We start from the raw sequence: 26,950 nt of genomic DNA on the forward strand, positions 1-26,950 counted from the left end.
GTTGTAGATTTATTCAACAGGTCAAAACAACAAACAATGAACGTTATCAATTTAAAATTCACACTCCGCTTTTTGTGGAGAAATAAGTTCTTTACGCTTCTAAATCTTCTTGGACTCACACTTGGTATTACAGCCTCCATCTGGCTGATGCTTTATTTAAAGAATGAGTTGTCTTATGATCAATACCACGAAAATGCAGACAGGGTTTATCGCTTTAGCCACCTTATAAAGGCGCCTGGGGTTGAATTCAATACTGCCTTTTCTGCCAACGAGTTATCTCCAATGTTGGCAGAAGAGTTTCCAGAAATTGAGACTTATGCTAGGTTTAGCCCTGCAAATACAAGGGAGATTACTTTCCAAAATGAAACCTTTAGAGAGCGGGATATTTTCTATACAGATCCCGATGCAACAAAAATATTCACTTTAGATTTTGAAGAAGGAAATGTTAAATCTGCCCTAGCGGAGCCCCTTTCTGTTATTATTTCGAAAGATATTAGCCAGAGACTTTTTGGTAATGGTTCAGCAATAAATAAAATTATAGAAATTGATGGAAGGAATGTCAAAGTCACGGGTGTATTCAAGAATCAACCTGAAAACACACACTTTAAATTCCAAGTGCTGATATCTGGAGTAGCACAAAGGGAGTTTGCTTTTCAAGATGGAGTATTTAATTCTGAGGCACTATGGAACCCTGACTGCGCCAACTATATTTTGATGAAGCCTGGTTTTGACAAGGCTAAGTTTCTTGAAAAATTTAAAGCGTTTAATGAAAAATACTACATGCCTTTCGGCAGAGTTGTTAGTGGAGAGCACTTTTTACGCATTCAAAAATTGGCAGACATCCATTATGATACGGTTAAAATTGAAGATGATTTTCCAAAAGGAAATTCAAATAACCTAGTCGTTTTTACCATCATTGGGTTGTCTATTCTTTTTTTGGCTTGCATCAACTATATCAATTTATCAACGGCCCGTGCTGGACTTCGTGCTAGAGAAATTGGGATTAGAAAAGTGTTGGGCTCGGATTCACTAAGTCTTAAAATGGCGCTGCTTTTTGAGTCTGTTGTTCAGGTTTCTGTGGCCCTAATCTTAAGTATAATTACGGCTTGGTTGCTTATTGAGTATTCGGGTTTTCAAGCATTGCTGGGCGTTAGCTTTTCCTTCAACTTATTTGCTCAGCCAGATCTGATAGGTTTAATTCTCTTACTAGTAATCTGCACTGGTTTGATTTCAGGGCTGTACCCAGCGCTGTATTTGGCCAAAATAAAACCTGTGAAAGCCCTAAAAGGCAATTGGGTTGCAAGCAGAAGTGGCAACTGGGTTAGAAGGGGTTTAGTGCTTTTCCAGTTTGTAATTTCAATTGGCGTTCTCACGGGTACTTTGCTGATGAAAGACCAACTAAACTTCTTACAGAATAAAGAGCTGGGATATGATAAGGACCAAATTCTAGTCATCAACAGCCAGGATAGTTTAGCGCAGACCAAGTTTAAGGTTTTGAAGGAAGTGTTTGAGCAGAACCCACAAATAGAAGCAGTAAGTTCTTCCAATTTTTTACCGGGCACCAATGTCGGTCAAACTGTTTTCATGGTAGAAAAAGATGGAGAAATGCAACAACAGGAATTTAAAACACTGCAAGGCGATGCGAACTATCTGGAGACTTTTGGAATGACCTTGAAGGAAGGTAGATTTTACCGAGGAGACGAGACTAGGGGCAATGCGTATTTTGTGGTGAATGAAACAGCGGCAAGAATGCTTGGCTGGGAGAGCGCAATTGATAAAAGGATGGGCTTCTTTCATCAAGAAGAGTTTGGGAGAGTAATTGGAGTGGTAAATGATTTCAATTTTTTCTCCCTGCATAACCCTATTGAACCTTTGGTAATTGTGTTTAATAATCAACCAGGTAGCCGCCTAATCGTAAGGTTTAGACAAGGCAATGAAGAGAAATTAATAGCGGGGATAAAAAGTATTTGGGAGGAAACCATCCCAAATTATCCGCTCGATTACTCTTTCTTGAACCAAAGTTTACGAGACCAATATGAAGCGGACAAAAATCAAAACACTTTGATTACTTCAATGTCAATTCTCTGCATTTTTGTTTCTTTAATAGGGCTCTCAGGGCTGTCTGCTTTTAATGTGAGTCAACGCAGAAAAGAGATTGGGATTAGGAAAGTGCTTGGCGCCATGACGCGCCAAATTATACACATCATTTTCTCTGATACACTCAAAATTATTGTGTTGGCAGGTGTAATTTCTGCACCTATTTCATTTTGGGTCATCAGTAAGTGGGCAGAAAACTTTGCTTATCAAGCTCCTGTAAGTTTCTTTTCCATGGTGATTTCTGTGGTCGTAGCGATTCTCTTGACTTTGAGCATTGTCAGTATTATTGTATGGTTTACCTCTCGAAAAAATCCAACAGAAACCCTGAGGTATGAATGAGGCTAAGCGTATGTTTTCAAGTCATTTAAAGCGAAGGCCATTCCAGTATTGAACTCATGAATTAGAGATTTGGTGCTGTCTTCTATTTGACTAGCTATCATTAATTCATGGATTTCTTTTCTGCTCTGACTCAAAAAAGGGATGCCCAAGTAGTCAACACTTGGACGAATTTTGTGTAGTACTTTTCTGACTTCGACCCAGTCTGATTGAGCGACTTTCTCATTGAAGGCATTCATTTCTAAAGGAAGATTCAGAAGAACAACTTCAATCATATCTTTCAGAAAGCTTTGGTCTCCCTGAACTGTGCGTTCTAGCACGCTCAGGTCAATTTTAAATTTACTCTTTAAAGACAAAACTTGAATGATGTTTTGTTCAAGAAACGTGAGGTCAACGGGTTTTTGCAATAGCCGCCAGTTGCTCAGCATTTCTAGAGGGCTGGGTTCTTCAAACTGGCTTCCACTTACAAAGATGAAAGGCACAAAATCATTTACACTCCTTATTTGATGAATCACCTGAATTCCACTTATGCCTTTAAATTGAATATCAGAAATAACAATGTCGAAATCGTTATTTGTTAAATTTTCAATCAGCCCTTCGCCCGAAGATACCACAGTGAGTTCTGCTTTTCTAGACTCTAAAAAAGCAGCAATTACAGCTTGGCTTACAGGGTCGTCTTCCCCAAAAAGAATTTTAAAACCAGAAAGTGATGCACTAGACCTTGGCTTTTCATTCGTTTTCTCCTCCGTTTTGCCTTGATCAAAAGCGAGATCGAAGCTCATGGTTGTGCCCTTCTGTGGTTGGCTAGTTATTTGTAGTTTTCCACCAAAAGCCTCAATAAGTTTTATTGCAATACTTAAGCCCAGCCCTGTTCCACCAAAAATTCGATTAGTGCTTTGGTCGGCTTGAGAGTAGGGCTCTAATACAGAGTTAATCTGTTCTTGGGTCATGCCAATGCCCGTATCGGTTAATTGAAAATGTATTTTTAATTGATTGTTTTCGAGCCCTATTGGCTTTACTGCTAATGCTACGCTGCCGTTTGAGGTAAACTTTAGGCTATTTCCTATTAGGTTATACAATACTTGACTCAAGCGTGTAAGATCACTTTTGAGCATGATCGTTTCTTTGGAAATGTCAAGTTTTATTTGGGTGTTTTTCCTTTCGGCTTCAAACTCAAAACCAGCAATAATATTTGAAATGCATTCTGTTAGATTGAAATCTATATTCTCAAAACGCAGTTTACCTGCTTCAATTTTAGAGATGTCGAGAATGTCGTTGATGATGGAATTGAGGTGATCGGAAGTGGACTTCAGAGAAGGTAGGTAGTTATCCAGCTTGGAGTTGTCTGACTGAATTAAGCTAACCAAGCCAGAAATGCTATTCAGTGGAGTTCTTACCTCATGACTTACATTTGCAAAAAACTGATTTTTGAAATTTTGTATTCTCTTTAGTTCTTCGTTTTGAAAACCAAGAAGTTGATTCTCCATTTCCGATACTTTATTTTGAAGTAAAGCTATTTCCTCATTGATGGCGCTATTATTTCGGCTTTGTTGATTTAATAGAATTCTTTGGTAGTCACTTGTTTTGTCAAGAATCACGAGTTGGGTTTGTCCGTTTTCCAACTTATCGAAGGTAAGGCTAAAGAGTCCTTGGCGTTGCTCTTCCCACTCTACTTCTGGAAATGCATGGCGCTCGCCAGTAGCCATAGTTTCGAATACTTCTTGTAGACTTTGAATGAAAATGAACTGATCAAAAATTGACCTGTTTTTGTCAGTTTTTAGCAGAGTATCACAGCTTTCAAATATTTTTCCAGCTTCATCAAAAATGGCTACCTGAATTTTTGAGGCGATCTGCTGAAGTTTAATTTGGTCGAGCTTATCCATTTATAGCATGGCTTTAGAGAGGTCAATAAAGGCATCTTCTACATACTCTCCCGTTTTAGCACTTGTGGTTTTAAAGGGGAAGTCGATGGTTTCAGTGATAGAGCTGAGCTCTTCTTCTGAAAGTAAGTCCTTTTTATTTCCTAAAACTTGAATGGGTGCGTTGGGCAGTAGCGTTTTCAGGTATTCTACTTGACCAGAGAGGTTTTCGTAGGTTGAAGGGCGTGTGAGGTCAAATACATAAATGATTCCGTGTGAGCCCAATTTATAGCTTTTTGAAACGCTATTTTGTTCTGTTTCACCTGCGATATCCCAAATGAGTAATGTCATTTGATGCCCATCGAATTCAACTACTTTCTTATCGATTTTTACCCCAATGGTAGTAAGATATTTCTCTGAGAATTTGCTGTAGACGAACTGTTGGACAAGGGAGGTTTTTCCTACTCCAAAGTGCCCAACAAGGATTACTTTCTTATTCATGCTTGTCAAAGTTATCAAAGTATTCCTCTAATCCAGAGGTAATGCTCTCCTGCTTCACTTCGTCATCTCCGTCTTTTGCCTTTTTAAGCACTTTTTCGGCAAAGTCTAACAGGGTGTCGTCTAGCTTGTCTCGGAAAGCCATACTCATTCCTCCTGAAGTAACTACGGCTATAAAAAATGACTTGAAGTTTTTGATCACTATTTTATAATTGTCGTAGTCAATGCTGTCTAACTCTTGAGTTTCTCCTTTAAAGGCATCTTCTACAAAAGTCTTAATGGCCGTAAGCATAGCGGCAATCATGTCTTGGTCCACCGAATGGTTTTTAGAGAAGCTTCCTAGGAGCATTCCCGATTGTTTTTCGACAATAAAGATCTCTTCGATTTTTGGTTCAATGAGTTTAGAAATGATTAGATCTTTTTGTGGGGTGCCTGTAAACCAAGCTTTGATTCGCATTTTCCATGCTTCCCAAGAAAAAGCTAGTTTCATTTGCTCATCTACTTTTTCGGAGAGCTTTTCTATTTCACTAGTAATGTACTTTTTGATCATTCGACCTAAAATAGGGTAGAGGGCTTCTACCACTTCATCTTGTGACTCGCTGATTTGTTTACGGATAGACTCAGTAATTTGAGGACCAAATAATTCTGGAAATTTAGCTCTCAGGTCTTCGCGCTCATTGTCCAGAATAGGCTGTATTTTTTCTTGCAGTCTATTTCTAGAATTCAACTGATCATCGAGGTCATTTAGCTTTTGGGCAAACTCTTCCCTTTCCTCCCAGTCTTTCTCCAGGAGGATTTCTCTAAGTTTATCAAAAGCCAAGCCTTTGCTCATGAATGCTTACTTATTCAGCGATTTGTTTACCCATTTCTTGAAGCAGGGCTCCGAGTAGTTTTCTGTTAACCTTTTTGTTATCGAGGTCAGTAACAGCTTCATCCATATCTGATCTAAGTTGGGTCACCTTCTTATTCATGTCGGTTCTTAACTCGTTGATGATGTTGTTGAGCTGATCGCGTGTGTCGTTAAGTTCACTCTCTATTTCATTTCGGGTTCGCTTGATCAACGTCTTCATTTCGTTGAATTCTGCATCGTACTGCTGCATGCTTTCACCAAAAATCAACTGTTTTACTGCATCAATTTTTGGGTCGCCTGAAGAAATGGATTGTTTCTTCTCTTCTTCTTTTTCCTTAGCCATGATTTATTTAATTAAAGCTTTAAGTGTTTTTTCGTCCACTTCGCCCGAAGGGAAGAGATTATTGTTTTCTTGAAAAGTCTTAAGTCTGTTGGTGGTAATTAAGCTGAATATTCCGTCTTGAGGAATACTATCTGCATTAGTATTGAGCAACTTTTGTAGCTCCCAAACGGCCGCACCTTTTGCCCCCATTTTAAGGTCCAGCAAATGTAAATTTCGTTCGAACTTAATATCTTCTGGTCTGAGGTTTTGCTCAAAGTACACTTGTACTTCATCGTTGCTATAGCCTTGTGATTTTAGCTTTGCCGAAAGCTCGAGTTTCGTTTCGAGCATCTTTGTCGTGGCGATCATTTCATTATAAACAGCAGTAGCTCGAGTGGACTCAAAGTCTTCATTATTGATGAATCGAACATCTATTTGATCATTTCTCCACAATGAGCGGGCATAAGCCCCCACCTCTAATGCGGTTTTGTAGTATTCTTTAAGTGCCGTGCGATTGTAAAAATCCGTGTCGATTTTTTCACTTAGCTCATAGTCGTAGGTCGATGGCGGGTTGAACCTTCGATCTTTCAAATACTGAACTGCGATATAGGCAACAACACCTATGAGTATTACAATAACTAGAAGACGCTTCATGACTGTATTGATTAAAAAAACTCAGTTATAAAAATAGCAGAAATTATTGGTCGGTTAACACATTTGAGAGTGATAAAACCATAAGAAATCGAGAAAAGTACCAAACCTGGAACGGGATTGGTATGAACGAGACAAAAAAATGCCGCCCAAATTGAGCGGCATTAGAATGATCTAGTATGCTGTATTTTGTTATAAATCGTAGTTGACTGAGAACAAGAAGTAACGCTTTTGAATGAAGTATTCGTAAGTGCTAATCAAACTTTCCGAAAAGGAATCTCTTCTTATTCCAGTAGTGTTCAGTAAGTTCATGGCTGTGGTTTTAAACTCCCATTTGCTCCCTTCCTTTCGGTAACTCAATTTGGCATTGAGCAGGTCATAGGTGCTTGTTGTTCCGTTCGAAGTGTTTTTATAAGTGTTAAACTCATAGTCGGAGTCGAAGCGGAAGTCTTTTAAGAAACGCAGGATCAAACGAGCAGTAGGTTTATGGTTTTCAAACTTACTACTGGTACTGTTGGCTGTGTAATTATTGAATGACACTTCGTATCCGAAATTAAATTCTAACGCCTTTAATACCGTGGTAGAAAGTCCAGCCTTATAACCTTGCTGAAAACTTACATTCTCATTGGCAAGATCACTAATTTGGTTATTCGTTACCGAGCGAGACCAGTTGCCCGAGAGGCTTACGCGGTAATGATCAAAGCGTTTATCAATACTGGCATTTCCCGATAGGTTTTCATTGGCCAAATCAATGTTCGTAGGAGTGTTTACCCTTTCCAAACCACTAAAATCTATAATGTTGGTGATGTCGTCATAGCGCTTTTGGTAGCTTACTCCACCCGAAACGTTTAGGAAATTATACATGTTGAAGTTGAAATAGTTAAGGCGCAAATTGTGATACCAACTATTGTCTAACACCGGGTTTCCCGCAAATAGTGAGTTGTAGCTTCTCACAATAATGCCTTTGGCTGCATTCTGAATATCGGTAAAGCTGGCAGACACATCATAATTTAGGTTCAAAGAATGTGAGTTTCTGAAATTATATTTTGCGTTTATCGAAGGAAGTAAAAGCGTTTTGTCAAAACCTTCGGCACTTCCGTTTTGCTGATTTTCGATATTATACTGATGCAAGTTGAGTCCTGGGTTCAACACCAATTTTCCAAATTTCACTTTGTAATACAGACCAAAGTAGTAGTCGCTAAAAGTGTAATCTACCAAGTTATTCAAGTCGGGATCGTTGAACTCATTTGTGCTACCATTGTCAAGTTTTTCCATAATGCTTGAGCTCAAATCCTGACTGGTTTGGTTCACACCAAGTTTAAAATTGATGTGGTTTGTGTTGTTCAGAATTCTATAATAGTTAATGGCTGCTTCGGCTTGCTCGGTGTTTATATTTTTAAGTTGAAGCAAGTTATAAGGGCTGTTACCCGTCATCGGAATGATTGCCGAAAAGGGCCTTTGTGTTGTAGACAAGTCATAATTTGGATCTTGCTTTTGGCTCTTATATGTGACTTCGGCCGAAAAAACGTTCTTCTCATCTGGCGCATAGAATGTCCTCAATTGCTGCTCAATAGAGAACGGTTGCTGTGTGCTCATACTATTGATGTCATTGGAAGTATTATTGAAAAATGAATTTTGAAGGTCTGAGTTTTCAATATTAGAAAGACGAGAGAACACATTGTAATCCAATTGCAAGCTTGCGTTTGGCGAATAGGTAATGCCTAATTTAAACAGGCCAGAAGTACTCTGAACATTCGATTCAGAAGTGAGGGTTTCTGTTTCTCCTGATTGCAAAACATACTGACGCTCCGAAATGCTACCCAATGTGTTGTCCACTTTAGAGCCGATGGCAAAACCCGAAAATCTGATTTTGCTGTTAGGTGTGTAATTGAAATTGAGCGCGCCCAATTGGTTGTTCAGCTCCTTCGCGCTATTCCTTTCTGCCATTGGAATTCCAAGTTGGTCGGAGCTTATACGGAAGTTTGAACCCGATCGGCCTGCTAAACTGGCCAAGCCCCCACTAAACCTAAAGTAGTCGCTCATGCTAAAGGCCAAGTCGCCTACATTGTTGGCATCACCAATAAAATTGATGTTCGTTTTCTTATCGTAATAGAAAACGTTGGCGTGTGCTTTATACCTTTCTTCTGGGCCTACAGCGAGTTCCAAATCGCCAAAAACCATGTTCTTCATGTCCTCTTTGAGTTGTATATTCAATGCCAGTTGCTCGCTGTTATTCACTCCGCTTAATGGGCCAACATCATTGAAATTCTGCAGCACCTGAACCTTGTCTACCGCTTTGGCAGGCAGGTTTTTTGTGGCCAATTTGGTGTCGCCTTCAAAGAATTCTTTGCCATCCACCAGTAGTTTGTCCACTTTTTTACCCTGTACTTTTACTTGACCGTCTTCATCTACTTCAAAACCGGGTAAATCTTTGAGCACATCTTCCAGTTTTCGCTCGTTGCCCTGCGTGAACACATCGGCTTTATAGGTAATGGTGTCGCCTTGAATGAGAATGGGCATTTCGGTCACCACTTCAAACGATCCTAAACTTCTTTCGTCATTATTCAACTGAATTGAAACGGGTAACGCTTGGGTGTCTTTGGCGGTGAAATACCTTTCAAAAGGAACGAAGCCAATAAAACTGACTTTGAGCTGATAGACTTTTCCGCCTTCTAGCAGTAATCTAAACTGACCTTGTTTGTTAGTCACCCCAAACGAAGCAATCGTTTTTTTGGTGGTGTCCATGGCCATTACGTTGGCAAATTCAAGAGGCAAGCCTAATGAATCTCTTACCTCTCCAAGGTAAACTACTTTCTGTTGGGCCTGCGCTTGCTGTATTGCTCCACATAGAAATGTGAGCAGAAAAATAAAGGCTATTCTTTTCATGTTGTGAGTTTTTGACCTTTGGGTTCGAAAAAATTAATTGCCGCCTATTTTGATTGTAAAGCTTTTGCCATCTCCGTTGCTACCTTGGCTGTATTTCTCCATCATCTCTTTGGTTTTTTCGTCTCGAATAACCTTTAATTCTTCTGGAGTTACTTTTTTACCTTTTGATGGTTTCTTGATTTTTACACCCTCTTCTGGGTTTAGGACTACTTTGGTGCAGAGGTAGGTAATTTTACCATCAGAGATTTCCATGATTAAACCGGGCAAGCCCCAAAAATCATCCGGCCCTTGTGATACTGGGATTTCAGGCGTGAACCAAGCTTCAATATTAATGGTATCAGAAGTTACTTTAGATTCTTTATCGTCATTGTCGAATGAAATGACTGTGCGCTCTACTATTTCGGAGAATATGGCTTTTTGGGCAGTGTAGTTACCAATTTTCTTGGTTTCGTTGGTCAATTGCCATTCTCGGTTTTTTAGTTCACTCTCAACTAAAAAAGGCTTACTAAACACTTCCGTTTCATTTAGAAAAAGATTGTCTGCCGTATTTTTGTACTTAGTGCCTGAATTAGAAGATATTCTCATCACCACACCCCCAGCTGCCGCTGCGGGCGCCCCTTCAAGACTTTCTACTTCCGCCCAGGTAGATTCTGTTAAGTTGAATTTCAACTCATATTCTTTTTGCATTTGCTTTTTCAGGCTTTCCTGAAGTTGCTTTTCCATTTCTGGCGACATACCATCTCCTTTAATACTCATATTACCCATTTTACGGGCCGACTGATATGTAGCAATTCCTTGAAAATTCTGAGCATTTAGGGTGAGTGTTCCTGCTGTTAGAATGCCCAATAAGAGCATGACTGTTTTTTTGAGCTTTTTCATTTTTGATCTGTTTTATGGAATACAAACAAACTTATATTCATGCAAACAGATAGTTAACCAGTGTTAACGAGTGTTAACCTTTGATGCTCAGGCATTACGAATGCGTATATTTGAACTGTGAAAAAACGCAAGTTCAAGGCTATAATCTATCTGATTTCCTTTACGGTACTTGTTACTGTGGGCATTCAGGTGTATAGAAATGTTCAGAATTATAACCTGAACAAGCAGCGTTTTATCAACGATGTGCAAGTAGCCTTAGACAACGGAGTGGAGGGTTATTTTTCTTCTTTGGCCAAGAACTTCGTATACCTCGATAGAAACGATAGTGGCGCTTTTGATGCCAGTGAAATCAAAGCGTTTTTTCAGCATAATATTGAAGGAAAGACAAGCGATTCTCTCTCGAAGTTTGAATTTTCAACCAAAAGCAGTGCTATTTCAGATACATCTATTGGGGGAGTAACAATTCGAAGCACGGGCAAAGGAGACTCAAGAATTCGCATACTTGGTGGTACAAAACTTAATAATGCTGCCTCCATTAACAGCATTCAGGTTTTTAAAGACACCGTTCGATCATCGAGGCTAAATGAGTTAGAAGCGTTCACTACTAGAGTAATGATTTCAATGGTGCAAGATTCCATTGATTTTGAAAACTTAACTAAGTATGTAAAGAAGGAATTGGGTCGAAAGAAAATAGACATTGATTTCGCCTTTGCCTCTTTACAAAATAATGAGATTGTTGAACGCTCGAGGGCATTTAGCGATGACGAGTTTTCGCTTTCTACCCTTTCAAAGGCCAGTTATTTACCTAAAAAGGAGTTAAAGATGTATTTTGATAATGCCTCTTTAATTATTCTGAAAAGGGGAATGGTGGATTTATTGATTTCAATGCTCATATCAGTTTCTGTGATTGGTTCGCTGTTATACCTCTATAGAATCATCAATCAGCAAAAACAGTTGGCAGAAATTAAGAACGACCTCATCAGCAATATCACCCACGAATTTAAAACCCCAATCGCCACGGTAACATCGGCCCTTGAAGCCATCGCCAATTTCAATAAGCAAAACGATCCGGAAAAAACGGCCAAATACTTAGACATGTCGAACGACCAGTTGAAGAAACTCAACCTGATGGTGGAGAAGCTGCTGGAAACGGCCACGCTTGATAGCGATGAATTGAGTTTGAGGAAAGAGCCTGTGAATTTAACACAGCTACTTTTTACTATGATTGAGAAGTATAAAATGCTAGCGGGCGAAAAAGGGCTTTCTTTTGTGGCACCTACTGTGGATGTAATTATTGAAGCTGATCCTTTTCACTTGGAAAATGCGCTCTCCAATTTGGTCGACAATGCCTTAAAGTATGGCGGAAGTGAAGTTCAGGTAATTTTGACGAAGTTAGGCAACCGTGCGCAGGTAATAGTGCAGGACAATGGCGGTTTTATAGAGAAGAGCCAAAAGGAAAGGGTGTTTGACAAATTCTACCGAATCCCTACCGGTAATCAACACGATGTAAAAGGTTTTGGGATTGGCCTTTATTATACCCGAAAGATAATTGAGAAACACGGAGGGTCGATTGACTTAGTCTTGAAACCCCAATTAACCAGTTTTGAAGTGGCTTTTTCATGACGGAAAAAATAAAAATATTGCTGGCCGAAGATGAAACGGCATTGGGCACCATCATTAAGGAAAGCCTAGAAACCCGTGGTTTCGATGTACTTTTTTGTACCAACGGAGAACAAGCCTTAAATACTTACCGCGCTGAAAAACCAGAATTATTGGTGTTAGACGTGATGATGCCTAAGAAGGACGGCTTTACGCTCGTCAAAGAAATTAGGGCTGAAAACGATAAAATTCCTGTCATTTTCCTCACCTCTAAATCCAGAACTGAAGATGTGGTGGAGGGCTTTGGCTTGGGCGGAAATGACTATTTGAAAAAGCCCTTTAGCATGGAAGAACTGATCGTTCGTATTCATGCGCTTTTAGACCGAAAGAGAAAACGGGAATCATCGGAGGAAGTCAGTATTGGTAAATACCGCTTCAATCTTTCTAAACAAAAATTGGGTTTGGGCGAGAAGGAACAGACCTTAACCCACCGCGAGGCGCAACTGCTTTTTCACTTGAGCGAAAACAGAAATGCAGTTACCGACAGAAGTTTGATTCTCACTCAACTTTGGGGCAATGACGACTTTTTTAATGCACGAAGCATGGACGTTTTCATTACCAAACTCCGCAAAAAATTAAGCGAAGATGAAACCGTAGAAATCCTGAATGTTCGGGGGTATGGCTATAAGCTGGTGTGTTGAAAAAATGTTCTCAAATCCTCCCCCTTTTTTGAAAAGGGGGTTGGGGGATTAGATGATTTCAGCAAAGAGTTCTAATGTTTCGTTGCAATCCTCCCAGCCTCCTTCACTAAGGAGGAGAAATTTGTGCTAGTGTTAACTAGTAGTTCTTTTGAATACCTCCTACCTCAGACTAACTTTCATAGAAAGACAAATCATGGAGATTTACTTCGTCACTATTCTAATTAAGGCATCATAACCCTTCAGCTTACGCTTTTTGTGGTAGTCAAACATCTTATCGTTTTTGATGATTTGAATACTTTTTACATTCATTAAATCAAGTGCTTTAATCTGATCATCAGTCATGTCAGGTTTTAACTCCCCATCGATTTCTAGGATAGCGTTGTCTTCTTTAAGCCTTTTTATAGTAAAGTTGGTCCTTTGAGAGTTGTCTGTTTTGTCATCAAAATTCACAGTAGAAAAATCAAGCACACGGATACTCAAAGGTGAGCGCATTGTAATACCTGAGGTTGCTTTTTCATATCCGTTTTTAGTCTCAATAATTATTAATCCAGATACCGGAGTAGGAATATCTGGGTATTGCTTGAGGACTGCAGTCTGGCCTTTTATTACTGATATATTCTCAACCTGATTGGGGTCAAGGGTACTTATAATACCACTTTCTCTTAATTTGCCATCAACCATATAGCGGACGGTAGAGGTGTCTTGTGCTTCCTGTACAGTGCCTTTCGATAGTTTTATCAACTTGACCTTTATTTCCTTGTGCTCTTTTTCATCATAAACGGGATAGTCTTCTATTATTTCTGAAACTCTAAGGCCTACCAGTTTATACTGGCTCATTTCTTCTTCGCCTAGAATCTTGCCCATGTACTGATAACGTATTTTGGGAGCCGAAAAATTGATGGAACTATTCATTTCTTCCAAATACTGATTTACTTCTTTTTCATACTTGCTGAGATTGCTTGAATAAGAATTTAGTGTTCTCCAGTGTTCACGTAATTCGTCCAGTTGTTTCTTGTATTGGTTGACAATGGCAGTATCAGTTTTTCCAGAGGCTTTCATCTGTTTCTCCAATTCCTTCAACTCTACCTGAATTTGTGGAATCTCTCGCTCCACCTTTCTTGTTTCAGCGCGAATGCGAGCTATATTCACTTCCTCCTGCTCTTGAATCTCCTTTTCCTTCTTTACCCACTCAATGATTTCTTGCTGACTTACCTCAGCCTTTTCAACCTCTGAAACCTTAATTACTTCTTCCACTTCTCTAAGGGCTTTTTGGGCACGAACAATTTCCTGATCGGCCTGAGTTTTTGCAGCGCGTTCGGCTTCCGTTTCAGTCTGCGCACTGTTTTCTAACTTCGCTCTCTCAATCATTAACTCTTCAAGTTGAGCCCTCCTCAGAGCTACTTCAATTTTTCTGTTTTTGACATTCACCATTTCGGCTAGTTCCCGGAGCTCTTCTTGGGTCCTCTGGTTCTCGTTAGAGAACTTATGGATCTGTTCGTAAGCGGCTTTATAGGCTTCAAACTCTTCGCCTGTGATCTCGGTTTTGTCATTCAAAAACATGGTGACAGTACCCGAAGCATCGGTTTTTACCGTCACTTTAGAGTCTTGCTTCAATAATTCCAGAATGGCTTTCCTCACCTTGGTAGTGTCTTGAGGCGCTGGCATTTGCATCAAGTTTTCGATGTTGTCTTCTTCCAAGTCAGCCATGGTGGGTTTGTCTTCTTGGCTTGCATTCTGACTCATAAGCACAAAGCTCAACACTAGAATTCCCAAAGACATAAAACCACCGAGCCAGTTCATTTGGGGCTTATGATCTACAATGCGTTTTACCCTGCTCAGCAATTGATTCTTCTTTCCCGCAAAGGCCAAAGCAGGTTGAAATTTATGACCTTGATATTCAGAGGCATTGGTGAGTGCTTTGATCAATGTCAGCTTTTTACCCAATTGGTTTAAGGCGATATCATCACAGTGGAATTCCCTTTCGGCATCGAGTTGTGTTTTGAGCCACCAAAAAGCGGGGTGGAAAAAGTAAACCACTTGCAACAAGTTGATAACTATGTTGATAAGAAAATCTTTTCGTTTGATATGGGCCAATTCGTGCACTAAAATGGCCTCAATTTCATCGGTAGGAAGGGCTTGGATGAGCCCCATTGGGAAAATGATGACAGGCTTAATCACCCCCATGACCAATGGAGAAGAAACCCTTTCTGATTGCTTTAAAAGCACTTTTCCCTTTATTTTCAAGGACTCACAAAGGGTACTCATTTTCTCTAACCAGACGGCATCCGTAATTAGACTTGCTCCTGATTTTAAACGATTTAGAAAATAGAAACCTCCTAACATTCTGACTGTGAATAAGAAGGCGCCCATAAGCCAAATCACTAAGGCCAAATTGGCATTCTGTGACGTCAATGCTTTCCATTTTGCTAAAACTGTAGGAGAAACAACCGCCTGCTCTACTGGTGTGGAGGTTTCATTGAGCTCTAATGAAAATACGGAGGGGCTTTCGAAATCGAGCGCACTATTAAGGGTTGAAGTTGCCACTCCATTATCTAAATGCCCCAAAAAAGTAGTGACCGAAAGTAGGGGTAAGATGAGAATAGCGGCAAGTACTACGGCATAACGTTTTGCAGGCGAAGCTTTCTTCATAAGAAGCAAAACAACAAAACTGATGATCAGCACTATGGCTCCCTGCCAAAGCGAATCGAATAGGGTTAAGCCCAAGGCTTCGGCCCATTGTGGGTTGATGAATCCTTTCATTTTTGCTCTCCTTCAAGTTGTTCAATGAGTTTTTTGATTTCTTCGAGCTCGGCTTTTGAGGTTTTTCCTTGCCCCAATGCCTGCATGACCAATTGCGAGGCGGAACCGCTAAAAGCGGCATCTACTAATTTATTGAGTAAAGTATGCTGTACATTTTTTTGTTCAATGGCTGGATTGTACACGTGGGTGCGTGACGATTCGTCTCTAGTGACAATCCCTTTCTGCGCCATAATTTGCATCAGTTTTAAAGTAGTGGTGTAACCCGTTTCCTTTTCCTGACTGAGTATTTCATTGACTACCCTAACTGTACTTGGGCCTTTTTCCCAAAGCACTCTGAGTATGTCTAATTCCGATTCGGTGGGTTTATGTGTCATGTTACTTCCGTTTTGTCTTTAAATCTTTACCTCTGCTGAAGTAGATGTTTCTAATCTACGACAAGTTTCGTATCAAACATATACGAACGAATTCGTAAATGCAAATTATCATACGAATATTTTCGTAGACTAATCAAGGGACTTGCCTAAGGTCATATGATTTCTGCCGAAAATGTGAAATCCCTTTCCTCTCATCAGGTTTTTAGAACAATTATATTATCTATCTGTATTTAGCATGAAAGGAATGCTTAATTTCATTAACCATTAAAACTACCAAAGAGATGAAACTACTGAAGAATTTAAAACGATTCGCTGGTCTTTTGGTCTTGGTGATGCTATTGAACTTCGGTTCGATACAAGCCCAAGATGCCAATATGGGCTACCAAAGGCCTCCAGAAGAAATTGCCAAACTGATTGACGCTCCATCAACGCCATCGGTGAGTATTGATTCCAAAGCAACATGGATGTTGTTGATGGAAAGACCAGGTTATCCTTCCATTGAAGAGGTAGCTGCGCCAGAACTTAGAATTGGTGGAACAAGAATTAATCCTGCCACAAATGGACCAAGCCGCCAGAGCTTTATGACAGGCTTGAGCTTAAAGAACATTTCTTCAGGCCAGGAATTTCAGTTTTCGGGAATGCCAAGCAAGCCTCAAATTGGCAACGTAAGCTGGTCGATGGACGAAAGTAAAATTGCTTTTACCAATACTACCGAAAGCGGAATTGAGCTTTGGGTGGCAGATGTAAACAGTAAGTCAGCTAAAAAATTGACGGGTGAAATCATCAACAATGCCTACGTAGGCGCATTTGAATGGATGCCAGATAATAACTCCTTATTGGCCAGCACGGTGGTAGACAACCGTGGCCCTCAGCCGAAAAGACCTTTGGCTCCGACCGGACCAGTACTTCAAGAAACTTCAGGTGCGCTTGCTGCTTCAAGAACCTATCAGGATTTACTTGAAAATCCTTATGATGAAATGCTTTTCGAATACTATACCATGGTTCAGTTGAGGAAAATTGACATGAATGGAAATAGTCAAAAAATAGGGCAACCCGATATTATTAAGTCGGTGAATATTTCACCTGATGGCCAATACATGTTGGTACAAACCATTCAGAAACCTTTTTCTTATTTGGTGCCTGCTTCTCGTTTTCCTTTTCAATACGAAGTATGGAGCAATACAGGAAGCTTGGTAAAAGTAATGGCCAAAATTGATTTGGATGAAGTTCGTCCGAATGGTTTTGACGCCACAAGATTAGGCGCGAGAAGCATGAATTGGAGAGCAGACAAGCCTAATACTTTATACTGGGCAGTGGCCAACGATGGTGGCGACCCAAATAAAGAAGTAAAAGAGCGTGACATTGTTTACATGCAAAACGCTCCGTTCAACGGTAACCCAACCAAGCTTTTGGGCACTAGCTTACGCTACTCTGGTATTCAGTGGGGCGATGAGAATCGTGCCATATTAAATGAAGGCTGGTGGGCGCAACGTTTAGACAGAGCTACTTTGATTGATCCTTCTAAACCGAACACTCCTGGTCAGGTGTTGATTGATCGTGCGACCACCGATCGTTATAACGACCCTGGAAACCCAGTGATGACGAAAAATCAATATGGTTGGAATGTGCTTTTATTTGACAAAGACAATTTGTTTATGCGCAGCACGGGTGGTTCGCCAGAAGGGGACAGACCCTTCTTGAGCAAATTCAACATGAAAACCAAAAAGGCGGAAATCCTTTTCAGATCCGAAGCGCCTTATTATGAAAGAGTAACCGACCTGCTTTCTAAAAAAGGAGACTTGATAATCACCATGCGTGAGTCGGAGAAAGAGCCGCCAAACTATTACATCCGTGACTTGAAAAAAGGCACGATGAAGGCGATCACCGAATTCCCTCATCCGCAGCCTTCATTAATGAATATTAACAAGGAGATTGTAAAGTACCAGAGAAAAGATGGCGTCAATCTAAGTGCCACTTTATATACCCCTGCGGGTTATGATAAAGACAGAGATGGCCGTTTGCCCGTAATTATGTGGGCTTACCCAATTGAGTACAAATCGGTAGAAACGGCTTCTCAAATTAGAGGTACACCTTATTCGTTTACCAGAGTAAGTTCAGGTTCTCCATTATTTTGGGTGCTTCGTGGGTATGCTGTAATGGATGGCACTGAGTTCCCGATTATTGGAGAAGGTGAAAATGAGCCGAACGACACTTTCGTAGAGCAATTGGTGATGAATGCCGAGGCAGCGATTGACAAAGCAGTAGAAATGGGTGTGGGCGACCGTAATAAGTTTGCCGTGGGGGGTCATTCTTATGGTGCCTTTATGACGGCCAACCTTTTGGCGCATTCCGATTTATTTGCAGCCGGGATTGCCCGAAGTGGTGCTTACAATAGAACGTTGACGCCTTTCGGTTTCCAAAGAGAGGAACGTACTTATTGGGAAGATCCAGACCTTTACAACACCATGTCGCCATTTATGAATGCCGATAAAGTGAATGAGCCATTGCTTTTGATTCACGGTGAGGCCGACAATAACTCGGGTACTTTCCCAATCCAGAGTATTCGTTTTTACAATGCCATTAAAGGCCACGGAGGCACCTCTCGTTTGGTCATGTTACCACACGAAAGCCATGGTTATAGAGCCAAAGAATCGATTATGCATATGCTTTGGGAAATGGATACTTGGATGGAAACGCACGTAAAAAATGCGAAAACTAAACCAGAGAATGCTGCCATCAATAGTAAGAAGTAATTGATCCGTTCATACCGAAACAACGAACCGCACTTGAAAGAGTGCGGTTTTTTTGTTTCGGGTTTACAGTTATAAAATTCGATATATTTATTAGAGTCAGTCACATTTATTACTGATATTATATGCTTTAAAACAACCCCATTTGCCCTTTGTTGGTTTTTACAAATAAGTCGGTGCGAAGCTTAGGCCTTGGCTCCGTATTTTGAAAGTATTTGGCTTTAGAAAGCTCAAACAGTCGGTTGATGGATTGCACCATTAAACCCTCGCCTCGCATTTTGGTGCTGTAACGACTGTCGTTTAGCTTGCCTCCGTGCGCCTCTTTTATTTGGTTCAGAATTTTGCTTGCCCTGTCGGGAAAAGCTTCTTGCACCCAATGTTCAAACACTTGGCCAATGGCGCCATTTAACCGAACCATGGTATAGCTGGCGCTTCGTGCTCCAGCCTCAGAGGCGGCTTTCATAATGTCAGGAATTTCATGATCGTTCAGGCCGGGAATAATAGGGCCAATCATAATGTTTACGGGCACGTCACGCTTGGTCAGCGTTTCAATGGCCTTCAATTTTCTAGCAGCCGAAGCCGTTCTAGGTTCAAGTTTTCTTCTTACCGATTCATCCAAAGTGGTGAGGCTGAAATAAACACTAATCAGGTTGAGATCGGCCAAAGGCCCAATAATATCGAGGTCGCGGGTGATGGTGACGTTCTTGGTAATAATGCCCACAGGGTGTTTGTACTTGAGAAAAACAGCCAGCAGCTTTCGGGTAATTTCGAGCTTCTGCTCCAAAGGTTGATAGCAATCGGTATTGCCAGAAAGCACGATGGTAGAAGGCTGCCAATTGGGGTTTTGCAAATGTTTTTCCAACAACTGAGGCGCGGACTCTTTGTACATGATCACTTTTTCAAAATCTAGCCCGGCATTATAACCCCAGTATTCATGACTGTTTCGGGCATAACAGTAAATGCAGCCATGCTCACAACCTTGATAAGGGTTGAGGGAATAGGTCATGCCCACATCAGGGCTTTCTACTTTGTTGACAATGGTTTTTGGGAAGATGGGGATGTATTTGGTGTTTGGGTTTTGGCCATCAAACTCATCGATTGCTTCTAGGTGTTCTTGCACATATTCGTGCATCAAGAACCTGTTCTTCACCTGCTTTTGAGCGCCTCTTCCCTTAATCATTAATCTAGTATTTTTAGTTTTACTAAAAATACTAGATTTCAACCAAATATTATAGCTAATAGATTGAGTATTTCTTTTGAAGTGTTATTGTTTTGGGCAGCGCTACTGCTGTGTGGTTTTTGTTTTCTGGGCTATTAATTTATATTTTAGAACATAAAATTATACTTAAGCTATAATGAAACCCCGATCTCAGGTATTCTCAATTTTTAGTTTCCTTCTGCTGGTTTTATTGACGGTCTCCTGTGGTACTTCAAAAGAGGTTTCTGATGATAATGTCAAATCCTACATTACCCAGATAGTCGATTCCGTTATGGTCAATCGACTTTCAACACTTCAACTATTAGACTACAACGTTGACACGAAGGAATTTTTAGTAGGTGATCTACAAACCGATGAAGTATTGATAGTCAACGAAAATGGTGATTTGGTTTTGTCATTCAATCCACATGTTGAAAGCCCAGCCTATGTTGGTGATTATGATTTCGGTTGGAGTTTTTACGGAAATGATGGATTGGTTTGTCATAGCCACTATTATTTATATCAGTTCGATAAAAAGGGAAACAAGCTTGCCAAAATACCTTACCCTGTAGAAATAAGAAGGCTTTGGTGGTTAGATAGAGATCCAACTATGGTGGACAGTTATACTATAAATGACAGCACTGAAGTGCTTGCTTTTATCACTGAGCCTGCTGGGCCTCCCTATAACTCTCAGGCCTTTCAAGATTCGACTGTTATGCTTTACCGTATGAATTTTGAAACTGGAGAGGCTACTCCCGTAATGGAAAAACAGCCTGAAAGTGTATATCGGACTTTAGGTAAATTTGTAGACCGCGGCTTTCCTTATGTAACTAAAATCAAAAATGATCGCTTTGCTCAGGTCTATAGCATTGACTCCATGCTTTACATTTTTGATGTGGCGAATAACAACTTAGTAAACGCGATACCGCTACCAAAAGCTTTTCAACCGGAGTATGAAACGATTGAGTTTGGAGAAAAAGGAGAGCCAGATATATTTAGAATTAATTCCTATGTGGTCTCCACTGGTGATAACATTATGGTTTCTGTAATGGGGAAAGTTCCAGAGTCGATCATAAGAGAAATATATAAAAAGGTAGATATGCTGTCTGAATCGCAGGATTATAAGGATGCAGTAAAAAAGTACATGACGAATAACCATTTACTCTTTGACGAAAACCGCTATTTGGGCGAGGTGAAATGGACTGCTGGAAATGTGGGTTATCAAAAAATCAGTAGCCCCGATGGATACTTCTGGGTTCAGCGCAGGTATGATGACGAACGTGACTACCAGACCTTTTTGAAAGTAAAAATTGTAGAAGACACCAATTCAGAAAAACCCTAACCAAAGATTTGTATGCTTAAGTACTCAAAAACCCTTCAACTTCTTCTCTTTACATGCTGCCTTATAACAATGGTGGCTTGCAATGGCAATAAAGAAAATTCAGAAAGCAAAATTGGAAACTTCAAAACCGAAATTGTGGACTCCTTAGTAATTAACCGACTCTCAATGGTTGAATTGCTAGATTATCAAAGTACTACAGGAGAACTTCTATTTGCAGATGTTCAATCGGGTGATTACTTGGTTATGGACAAAGACGGTAAGGTTCTTTCATCTTTTAACCCCCATATAGAAGGACCAAACTATATGGGCAATTCTAGTTATGGCTGGAGCTTCTATGGTAAAGATGAGCTGGTGGCTTTTGGTAGGCCCTATTTTTATCGTTTTTCGAAAGCCGGCAAAATAATGGGGCGATACGAAGTACCAATAGAAACAGGAGGAGGAGTTTATCTAGATTTTTCTCAAGAACGCATAAGGGCTTTCGAAACTCAACGTGGAACAGAAGTGTTGGCCTTGGTTTTGGAAGTTTCTGGAAAGGAAGGGAACAATCAAAACTATCAGGATTCTACTGATGCGGTTTTCAGAATGAATTTTGAGACGGGTGAAACCACTACGGTAATGCATAAAGCCCCCGACAATGTTTATCGTACTGCTGGAGAGTACATCGACTGGGGTTACCCTTCTTTTACACTATTATCGGGCAGCACTTTTGCTTTCAGCCACCGAAGTGATAATTACCTTTATATTTTTGATGCCGAAAAAAACGAGTACCTCAATAAAATGGAAATTCCAGACGAGTTTTTGCCCAAGTATAAAGCGGTAGCCTTTGGTAGCAAAGATGACCCAGAGCTGTTAAGGGTAAATGCAAAAGTGTTTACTATTGGGGATAAAATTTTGCTCCTTAGTGTGGCACGAATACCCAATGCTGTGATGGAAGAGTTGCAACGAATTCCTAATTTTTATGAGTCACAAGAGTTAGATGCGGCAGTAAAAAAATATATAAAGACTGATTTTCTGCTGTTCGATCAACAGCAGTTTTTAGGAAAAGTAGAATGGGATATTAACCTTAATGAGGCTTTACCCAAAGGCACAGAAAATGATTTTCTTTGGCTGAAAAGAACTTATAAAGATGAGCGTGACTACCAGACTTTTTTAAAGGTGAAGATTGTGAAAGAATGATTTTCTACCCAAAAACAGAAACCTCTTGAATGGCTTTTTCCATGGCTTCTTTTTCTGAAAGCGTTTTTTCCACAGACCAGCCAAAGTGATTTTGGAAGTCTTTAAGTATGGCATCGAGCGTAGGTTTGATGCTGTGGATATCGAAATACAAACGGCCCGTTCTGCGGATATAGAAATCTTGAATTGAAAAGACCATTTCATTTTCTAGGCAATACCTCAATTCTGAACGAATCAATTTAAGATGGAGTGCTTTGTTGTCAAAAGCATTCATGCCTTCAATAATTTCGTCTGTTACTTTTCCGTAATTGCTCACCAAATAACCAGCATAGTACTTTTCGAGGCCAATGACCTCTAGTTGTTCACGAATAGATTTTCTGTATTTCTTTACTGCTTTGGCATTTTTAAAAGCGCCATTATCCAAATCAATATGGATGGTTTTGGTTTCTACAATGGGCATATCTTCTTCTTTGTGAAGGCGATCATACAAGCGATCGACTACCTTTTCAGCCATTTTTCTATAGCCCGTAAGTTTGCCACCAGCAATAGAAATCAAGCCAGTTTCCGATTCGAAGATTTCATCTTTGCGCGAAATTTCTGAAGCAGACTTTCCGTCTTCATGTATAAGTGGCCTTACTCCAGCCCAGCTCGACTCTACATCTTTGGCCTTCAGGTTTAGCTTTGGAAATGCATGGTTAGTGCCCTTGATTAAGTATTCTACATCCGCTTTTGTGGTCAAAATTTTATCCTTATCGCCAAAGTAGTCGGTGTCGGTAGTGCCTATATAAGTGATTTTTCCTCGGGGAATGGCAAAGACCATTCGCTTGTCAGGGAAATCGAAATAAATGGCCTGCTTGAGTGGGAATTTACTGTGAGGCAATACAATGTGTACGCCTTTGGTGAGGTGGAGGTGTTTGCTGGTTAAAGAATGGTTTTTCGTTCTCAGTTCATCTACCCAAGGGCCAGCGGCACTGATGGTGGACTTGGCCTTGATCTCCATTTTTTCACCCGAAATAAAGTCAGTAGCGAAAACTCCAGCTACTTTTCCTTCCTTATAAATGAATTCATCGGCCTGCACATAATTAAGGCAGTGTGCTCCAAATCTGGAGGCGGTTTTGATAATTTCAATCGTTAGGCGGGCATCATCGGTTCGGTATTCCGCATAAATGCCACCGCCTTCCACATTTTCTTCGCTTAAAAGCGGTTCCTTTTCCAAGGTCTCTTCAATGTCCAACATTTTGCGTTGGTCCACTTTTTCTACACCCGCCAAAACATCGTAGACCATCAAACCTATACTGGTCATGAGCTTTCCGAAAGTGCCATCCTTAATGAGCGGCAACAACATTTTTTCTGAAGTCACCAAGTTGGGAATCAGCTTGTGCAAGGTGGCGCGTTCTCTGCCCACTTCGCGTACTAGGGCAATTTCAAACTGCTTGAGGTAGCGCAAGCCGCCATGAATCAGCTTGGTGGATTTACTGCTGGTGCCTGATGCGAAATCGTTCTTTTCAACCAACACGGTTTTAAGTCCTCTTGAAGCTGCATCGAGGGCAATACCTGCCCCCGTAATGCCTCCACCAATGATCAATAGATCATAGTGCTGCGTTTTTGCAGTATCGGTTAGTGCTTTTCGGTTGGTGGAAGAGAGGAAGTTCATAATGCTAATTTTCTACCCAGTCCATAGATCTTTTCACCGCCTTTTGCCAAGTGGCGTAGAGTTTTTCCCTGAGCTTGGCATCCATTTCTGGCTCAAATTCGTGCTCAATAATTCTGTTTTTGATGATGTCTTCTTGTTTCCAAAAACCCACTGAAATTCCAGCCAAGTAAGCGGCACCTTGTGCAGTGGATTCAATGACTTCTGGTCGTTCTACCCCAACGCCAAGAATATCGGCTTGAAACTGCATCAGGTAATTATTGGCTGCAGCACCACCGTCTACTTTCAATTCTTTCAATTTAAGACCCGCATCTTTCTGCATGGCTTGTAAAATATCACGGGTTTGAAAAGCCAGAGAATCCAACGTGGCCTTGGTAATGTGTTCTTTGCCAGTGTCGCGGGTAAGTCCGAAAATCGCGCCTCGTGCATACATGTCCCAATATGGAGCACCCAAGCCCGCAAAGGCTGGCACTACCACCACTTCATGGCTGTCTTTTAGCTTTTCCGAAATCGCTTCGGAATCGCTTGAATTCTCAATGACTTCTAGTCCATCGCGCAGCCATTGCACAGCTGCACCTGCTACAAAAACACTTCCTTCTAAAGCATAATATACTTTATCATCAATGCCCCAGGCAATGGTGCTGAGCAATCCGTTAAAGGAATGCTGAAGTTCTTCGCCCGTGTTCATCAACATAAAACAGCCAGTGCCATAGGTGTTTTTCGCCATGCCGGGTTCAAAGCAAGCTTGGCCAAAAAGGGCTGCTTGTTGGTCGCCCGCAATGCCAGCGATAGGAATTTCTACACCGTCAAGTTCATAAGTGCCGAAATCTCCGCAGCTTGGTCGGGCTTCAGGAAGCATAGATTTTGGAACGTCAAGCGCCTTTAAAAGCTTGTTGTCCCACTTCACGGTTTTGATGTTAAAGAGCAAAGTGCGGGAAGCATTGCTGTAATCGGTGGCGTGTACTTTTCTATTGGTCAGGTTCCAAACCAACCAAGTGTCTATCGTTCCGAAGAGTAAATCACCTGCTTCGGCACTTGCTTTTGCGCCTTCGACATTGTCTAAAATCCATTTGATTTTGGTGCCCGAAAAATAGGAGTCGATTACCAAACCTGTGTTTTCTCTAAGGTAAGCTTCAATACCCGTGTGCTTTAGATCTTCGCAAATGCTGGCTGTCCGTTTGTCTTGCCAAACAATGGCGTTGTAAATCGGCTTGCCCGTGTTTTTGTCCCAAACCACTGTCGTTTCCCGTTGGTTGGTAATGCCTATGGCTGCTACTTCTTCGCCTTTGATTTTGTTCTTTTTAATAAGGTTGGAAAGGGTTTCCATTTGGCTAGAAAGAATCTCCATGGGGTCATGCTCTACCCATCCTGGTTTAGGGAAAATCTGAGAAAACTCTTGTTGTGCAATGTCAATAATTTGCCCTTTTTGATCGAAAAGCACCGAACGAGAACTCGTGGTGCCTTGGTCTAATGCGATGATGTATTTCTTTTCGCCCATGGTTTTAGATGGATTTTGCTTTAAATGAAAAAATGACTTGACCTCCTATAATATTAGCGACTATTGAGCGGAAAGCCTAGAGCGGAAAATCAATTCTATTATTTGAATGGAATGAACTTTTATTGCTGCTTCTGACTGTATATTTGACTCAAGTCTTTTTTACCTTTCCTGTTAAACCCTCAATACTTAGCTTTACCGCGATGAATTGGTTACAACTTCTTTCTTTAGATACTCCTGATGTTCAGCAAAACCAGACGAGAACGGTTTTCGATCGTGATTTTGATCGGATTATCTTTTCTCATCCGTTCCGGAAATTGCAGGATAAAACGCAGGTACACCCCTTGCCAGAGCAGGATTTTGTACACACCCGATTGACGCACAGCTTGGAAGTGTCTAGCGTGGGCCGCTCTTTAGGAAGATTGGTGGGCAGTAAGCTCATAGAGAAGTACGACTTTCTTCAGCATAAAGTAAGTGCACATGATTTTGGCGCCATTGTGGCTGCTGCTTCTTTAGCGCATGACATTGGAAATCCGCCTTTTGGACATTCAGGTGAATCTTCCATTTCAGATTATTTTAAAAATGCGGAAGCGGAATTAAAGCCAGAAGTAAATGATGCCGAATGGTCTGACTTGATCAATTTTGAAGGAAATGCACAAGGGTTTAGACTCCTGAACCGACCGGGTTATCAGGGATTAAAATTGTCTTCAGCAACTTTAGCTGCCTTTACAAAATACCCGCGCCCCTCATTGGTAGAAAAGCAAGAAAAGGCAAGAAGAAGCCAGAAGAAATTTGGCTTTTACGATACAGAAAGAACCGTTTTTCAAGCCTTAGGAAAAGAACTTGGCCTTGAAGTTTTAGGAACGGATCAGTTTTGTCGTCATCCGCTGGCATTTTTAGTGGAGGCTGCCGATGACATTTGCTACCATATTATAGATTTAGAAGACGGCTGTAATTTGGGCTTGGTCACTTATGAGCAAACGGTCGAATTACTTGCCAATGTCATTGGCGATAAATTTCAACCCGAAAAATTAGAGGCCATTCATAGTCTGAAGGAGCGAATTGGAGTGCTTCGTGCCTTGGCAATTGGTCAGCTGATTCAGGAATGCGGTGATTTATTTATGGAACACGAAGAAAAGCTTTTGACCGCAGAATTCGATATTTCTTTGGCCGATGAAATTCCTTCAAAAGATGCCATGGCCGAAATCATAAACGTTTCGGTTGCAAAAATCTACCGCAGTCGTGGGGTAGTTGAAACGGAAGCCGCAGGTTATCGCGTGTTGAATGGACTGCTAGAAGTGCTGGTGCCTGCAACTTTGGCGGGCTTTAAAAAGAACCTTTCTGCAAAAGATAAAACGTACTTTAGGTTATTGCCCACCGAAACCCAAGCTGAGGTGAAAGAAGCTCCTTCAGCATATTTAGCCTTAAGGGCCGTGCTCGATTATGTGGCTGGAATGACCGACTCTAACGCCTTGAATTTGTACCGAAAAATTATGGGCATTTCCCTACCGGGCCGATAGCCCAAATAA

19 protein-coding genes are annotated in these 26,950 nt (G+C 40.9%); 7 read left to right on the top strand and 12 right to left on the bottom strand.

Annotated features, from left to right (window positions below; all coding sequences use genetic code 11):
• Positions 1 to 36 precede the first annotated feature (36 nt).
• Complete coding sequence (locus tag AWN68_RS02845; protein ID WP_068411153.1) at positions 37 to 2,436, top strand: ABC transporter permease; 2,400 nt, start codon at positions 37 to 39, stop codon at positions 2,434 to 2,436.
• 2 nt (positions 2,437 to 2,438) lie between these two features.
• Here AWN68_RS02845 and AWN68_RS02850 read toward each other — a convergent pair whose 3' ends face one another.
• The 7 genes from AWN68_RS02850 to AWN68_RS02880 all read right to left on the bottom strand — a co-directional run bounded on the left by AWN68_RS02850 (position 2,439) and on the right by AWN68_RS02880 (position 10,378).
• The gene (locus tag AWN68_RS02850) at positions 2,439 to 4,316 is read right to left on the bottom strand and encodes a hybrid sensor histidine kinase/response regulator (protein WP_068411155.1); all 1,878 of its coding nucleotides are present in this window, start codon (positions 4,314 to 4,316) and stop codon (positions 2,439 to 2,441) included.
• The gene (locus tag AWN68_RS02855) at positions 4,317 to 4,793 is read right to left on the bottom strand and encodes a Rab family GTPase (RefSeq protein ID WP_068411158.1); all 477 of its coding nucleotides are present in this window, start codon (positions 4,791 to 4,793) and stop codon (positions 4,317 to 4,319) included. It lies immediately after the preceding gene.
• Positions 4,786 to 5,622, bottom strand: a complete 837-nt coding sequence (locus AWN68_RS02860; RefSeq protein ID WP_068411161.1) for a hypothetical protein — start codon at positions 5,620 to 5,622, stop codon at positions 4,786 to 4,788. The genes AWN68_RS02855 and AWN68_RS02860 overlap by 8 nt, the downstream gene beginning before the upstream one ends.
• A gap of 10 nt (positions 5,623 to 5,632) precedes the next feature.
• Positions 5,633 to 5,983, bottom strand: coding sequence for a hypothetical protein (locus AWN68_RS02865; protein WP_068411164.1), 351 nt, complete (start codon positions 5,981 to 5,983; stop codon positions 5,633 to 5,635).
• A gap of 3 nt (positions 5,984 to 5,986) precedes the next feature.
• Positions 5,987 to 6,616: a peptidoglycan-binding domain-containing protein gene (locus tag AWN68_RS19105; RefSeq protein WP_068411165.1), complete on the bottom strand. Its 630-nt coding sequence runs from the start codon at positions 6,614 to 6,616 to the stop codon at positions 5,987 to 5,989.
• 189 nt (positions 6,617 to 6,805) lie between these two features.
• Complete coding sequence (locus tag AWN68_RS02875; protein WP_068411166.1) at positions 6,806 to 9,499, bottom strand: carboxypeptidase-like regulatory domain-containing protein; 2,694 nt, start codon at positions 9,497 to 9,499, stop codon at positions 6,806 to 6,808.
• A 33-nt stretch (positions 9,500 to 9,532) separates the two neighbouring features.
• A complete protein-coding gene (locus AWN68_RS02880; protein WP_068411168.1) occupies positions 9,533 to 10,378 on the bottom strand; it encodes a GLPGLI family protein in 846 nt (281 codons plus the stop codon).
• Positions 10,379 to 10,495: 117 nt separating this feature from the next.
• Here AWN68_RS02880 and AWN68_RS02885 point away from each other — a divergent pair, with 117 nt between their 5' ends.
• Positions 10,496 to 12,001 carry a sensor histidine kinase gene (locus AWN68_RS02885; RefSeq protein ID WP_068411169.1) on the top strand — a complete coding sequence of 502 codons (1,506 nt, stop codon included), beginning with the start codon at positions 10,496 to 10,498 and terminating at the stop codon, positions 11,999 to 12,001.
• Positions 11,998 to 12,678 (top strand): response regulator transcription factor, encoded by a 681-nt coding sequence (locus AWN68_RS02890; RefSeq protein ID WP_068411170.1) that lies wholly within the window; start codon positions 11,998 to 12,000, stop codon positions 12,676 to 12,678. Before AWN68_RS02885 ends, AWN68_RS02890 begins: the two co-directional genes overlap by 4 nt.
• Before the next feature lie 201 nt (positions 12,679 to 12,879).
• Here AWN68_RS02890 and AWN68_RS02895 read toward each other — a convergent pair whose 3' ends face one another.
• Entirely contained in the window at positions 12,880 to 15,438 is a 2,559-nt protein-coding gene (locus AWN68_RS02895) for a M56 family metallopeptidase (RefSeq protein ID WP_068411171.1), read from the bottom strand.
• Complete coding sequence (locus tag AWN68_RS02900) at positions 15,435 to 15,812, bottom strand: BlaI/MecI/CopY family transcriptional regulator (protein ID WP_068411174.1); 378 nt, start codon at positions 15,810 to 15,812, stop codon at positions 15,435 to 15,437. Before AWN68_RS02900 ends, AWN68_RS02895 begins: the two co-directional genes overlap by 4 nt.
• A 281-nt stretch (positions 15,813 to 16,093) precedes the next feature.
• Here AWN68_RS02900 and AWN68_RS02905 point away from each other — a divergent pair, with 281 nt between their 5' ends.
• Positions 16,094 to 18,565 (top strand): S9 family peptidase, encoded by a 2,472-nt coding sequence (locus AWN68_RS02905; protein WP_068411176.1) that lies wholly within the window; start codon positions 16,094 to 16,096, stop codon positions 18,563 to 18,565.
• A gap of 127 nt (positions 18,566 to 18,692) precedes the next feature.
• On the opposite strand, the gene AWN68_RS02910 is transcribed toward AWN68_RS02905, so the two are convergent.
• Positions 18,693 to 19,742 carry a PA0069 family radical SAM protein gene (locus tag AWN68_RS02910; RefSeq protein WP_068411178.1) on the bottom strand — a complete coding sequence of 350 codons (1,050 nt, stop codon included), beginning with the start codon at positions 19,740 to 19,742 and terminating at the stop codon, positions 18,693 to 18,695.
• A 175-nt stretch (positions 19,743 to 19,917) separates the two neighbouring features.
• On the opposite strand from AWN68_RS02910, the gene AWN68_RS02915 reads away from it, so the two are divergent.
• A complete protein-coding gene (locus AWN68_RS02915; RefSeq protein WP_068411181.1) occupies positions 19,918 to 21,102 on the top strand; it encodes a hypothetical protein in 1,185 nt (394 codons plus the stop codon).
• A 135-nt stretch (positions 21,103 to 21,237) separates the two neighbouring features.
• Positions 21,238 to 22,278 (top strand): hypothetical protein, encoded by a 1,041-nt coding sequence (locus AWN68_RS02920; protein WP_157716048.1) that lies wholly within the window; start codon positions 21,238 to 21,240, stop codon positions 22,276 to 22,278.
• Between the two features lie 4 nt (positions 22,279 to 22,282).
• Here the strand turns inward: AWN68_RS02920 and AWN68_RS02925 are convergent, their stop codons facing one another.
• Together AWN68_RS02925 and glpK are read right to left on the bottom strand one after the other, a co-directional pair.
• Entirely contained in the window at positions 22,283 to 23,929 is a 1,647-nt protein-coding gene (locus AWN68_RS02925; protein ID WP_068411186.1) for a glycerol-3-phosphate dehydrogenase/oxidase, read from the bottom strand.
• Positions 23,930 to 23,933: 4 nt separating this feature from the next.
• Positions 23,934 to 25,424 carry a glycerol kinase GlpK gene (gene glpK, locus AWN68_RS02930; RefSeq protein WP_068411187.1) on the bottom strand — a complete coding sequence of 497 codons (1,491 nt, stop codon included), beginning with the start codon at positions 25,422 to 25,424 and terminating at the stop codon, positions 23,934 to 23,936.
• 200 nt (positions 25,425 to 25,624) lie between these two features.
• On the opposite strand from glpK, the gene AWN68_RS02935 reads away from it, so the two are divergent.
• Positions 25,625 to 26,941: a deoxyguanosinetriphosphate triphosphohydrolase gene (locus tag AWN68_RS02935; RefSeq protein ID WP_068411188.1), complete on the top strand. Its 1,317-nt coding sequence runs from the start codon at positions 25,625 to 25,627 to the stop codon at positions 26,939 to 26,941.
• The last annotated feature ends 9 nt before the right edge of the window (positions 26,942 to 26,950 follow it).

This window comes from Roseivirga echinicomitans, from assembly GCF_001592935.1.
GTDB lineage: Bacteria > Bacteroidota > Bacteroidia > Cytophagales > Cyclobacteriaceae > Roseivirga > Roseivirga echinicomitans.

What these genes read in the sequence shown, in the direction of transcription:
- AWN68_RS02890 (WP_068411170.1), top strand. Translation starts at nt 11,998, where the DNA reads ATGACGGAAAAAATAAAAATATTGCTGGCCGAAGATGAAACGGCATTG.
- AWN68_RS19105 (WP_068411165.1), bottom strand. Translation starts at nt 6,616, where the DNA reads ATGAAGCGTCTTCTAGTTATTGTAATACTCATAGGTGTTGTTGCCTAT.
- AWN68_RS02895 (WP_068411171.1), bottom strand. Translation starts at nt 15,438, where the DNA reads ATGAAAGGATTCATCAACCCACAATGGGCCGAAGCCTTGGGCTTAACC.
- AWN68_RS02910 (WP_068411178.1), bottom strand. Translation starts at nt 19,742, where the DNA reads ATGATTAAGGGAAGAGGCGCTCAAAAGCAGGTGAAGAACAGGTTCTTG.
- AWN68_RS02900 (WP_068411174.1), bottom strand. Translation starts at nt 15,812, where the DNA reads ATGACACATAAACCCACCGAATCGGAATTAGACATACTCAGAGTGCTT.
- AWN68_RS02865 (WP_068411164.1), bottom strand. Translation starts at nt 5,983, where the DNA reads ATGGCTAAGGAAAAAGAAGAAGAGAAGAAACAATCCATTTCTTCAGGC.
- AWN68_RS02935 (WP_068411188.1), top strand. Translation starts at nt 25,625, where the DNA reads ATGAATTGGTTACAACTTCTTTCTTTAGATACTCCTGATGTTCAGCAA.
- glpK (WP_068411187.1), bottom strand. Translation starts at nt 25,424, where the DNA reads ATGGGCGAAAAGAAATACATCATCGCATTAGACCAAGGCACCACGAGT.
- AWN68_RS02845 (WP_068411153.1), top strand. Translation starts at nt 37, where the DNA reads ATGAACGTTATCAATTTAAAATTCACACTCCGCTTTTTGTGGAGAAAT.
- AWN68_RS02880 (WP_068411168.1), bottom strand. Translation starts at nt 10,378, where the DNA reads ATGAAAAAGCTCAAAAAAACAGTCATGCTCTTATTGGGCATTCTAACA.
- AWN68_RS02860 (WP_068411161.1), bottom strand. Translation starts at nt 5,622, where the DNA reads ATGAGCAAAGGCTTGGCTTTTGATAAACTTAGAGAAATCCTCCTGGAG.
- AWN68_RS02875 (WP_068411166.1), bottom strand. Translation starts at nt 9,499, where the DNA reads ATGAAAAGAATAGCCTTTATTTTTCTGCTCACATTTCTATGTGGAGCA.
- AWN68_RS02925 (WP_068411186.1), bottom strand. Translation starts at nt 23,929, where the DNA reads ATGAACTTCCTCTCTTCCACCAACCGAAAAGCACTAACCGATACTGCA.
- AWN68_RS02905 (WP_068411176.1), top strand. Translation starts at nt 16,094, where the DNA reads ATGAAACTACTGAAGAATTTAAAACGATTCGCTGGTCTTTTGGTCTTG.
- AWN68_RS02850 (WP_068411155.1), bottom strand. Translation starts at nt 4,316, where the DNA reads ATGGATAAGCTCGACCAAATTAAACTTCAGCAGATCGCCTCAAAAATT.
- AWN68_RS02855 (WP_068411158.1), bottom strand. Translation starts at nt 4,793, where the DNA reads ATGAATAAGAAAGTAATCCTTGTTGGGCACTTTGGAGTAGGAAAAACC.
- AWN68_RS02915 (WP_068411181.1), top strand. Translation starts at nt 19,918, where the DNA reads ATGAAACCCCGATCTCAGGTATTCTCAATTTTTAGTTTCCTTCTGCTG.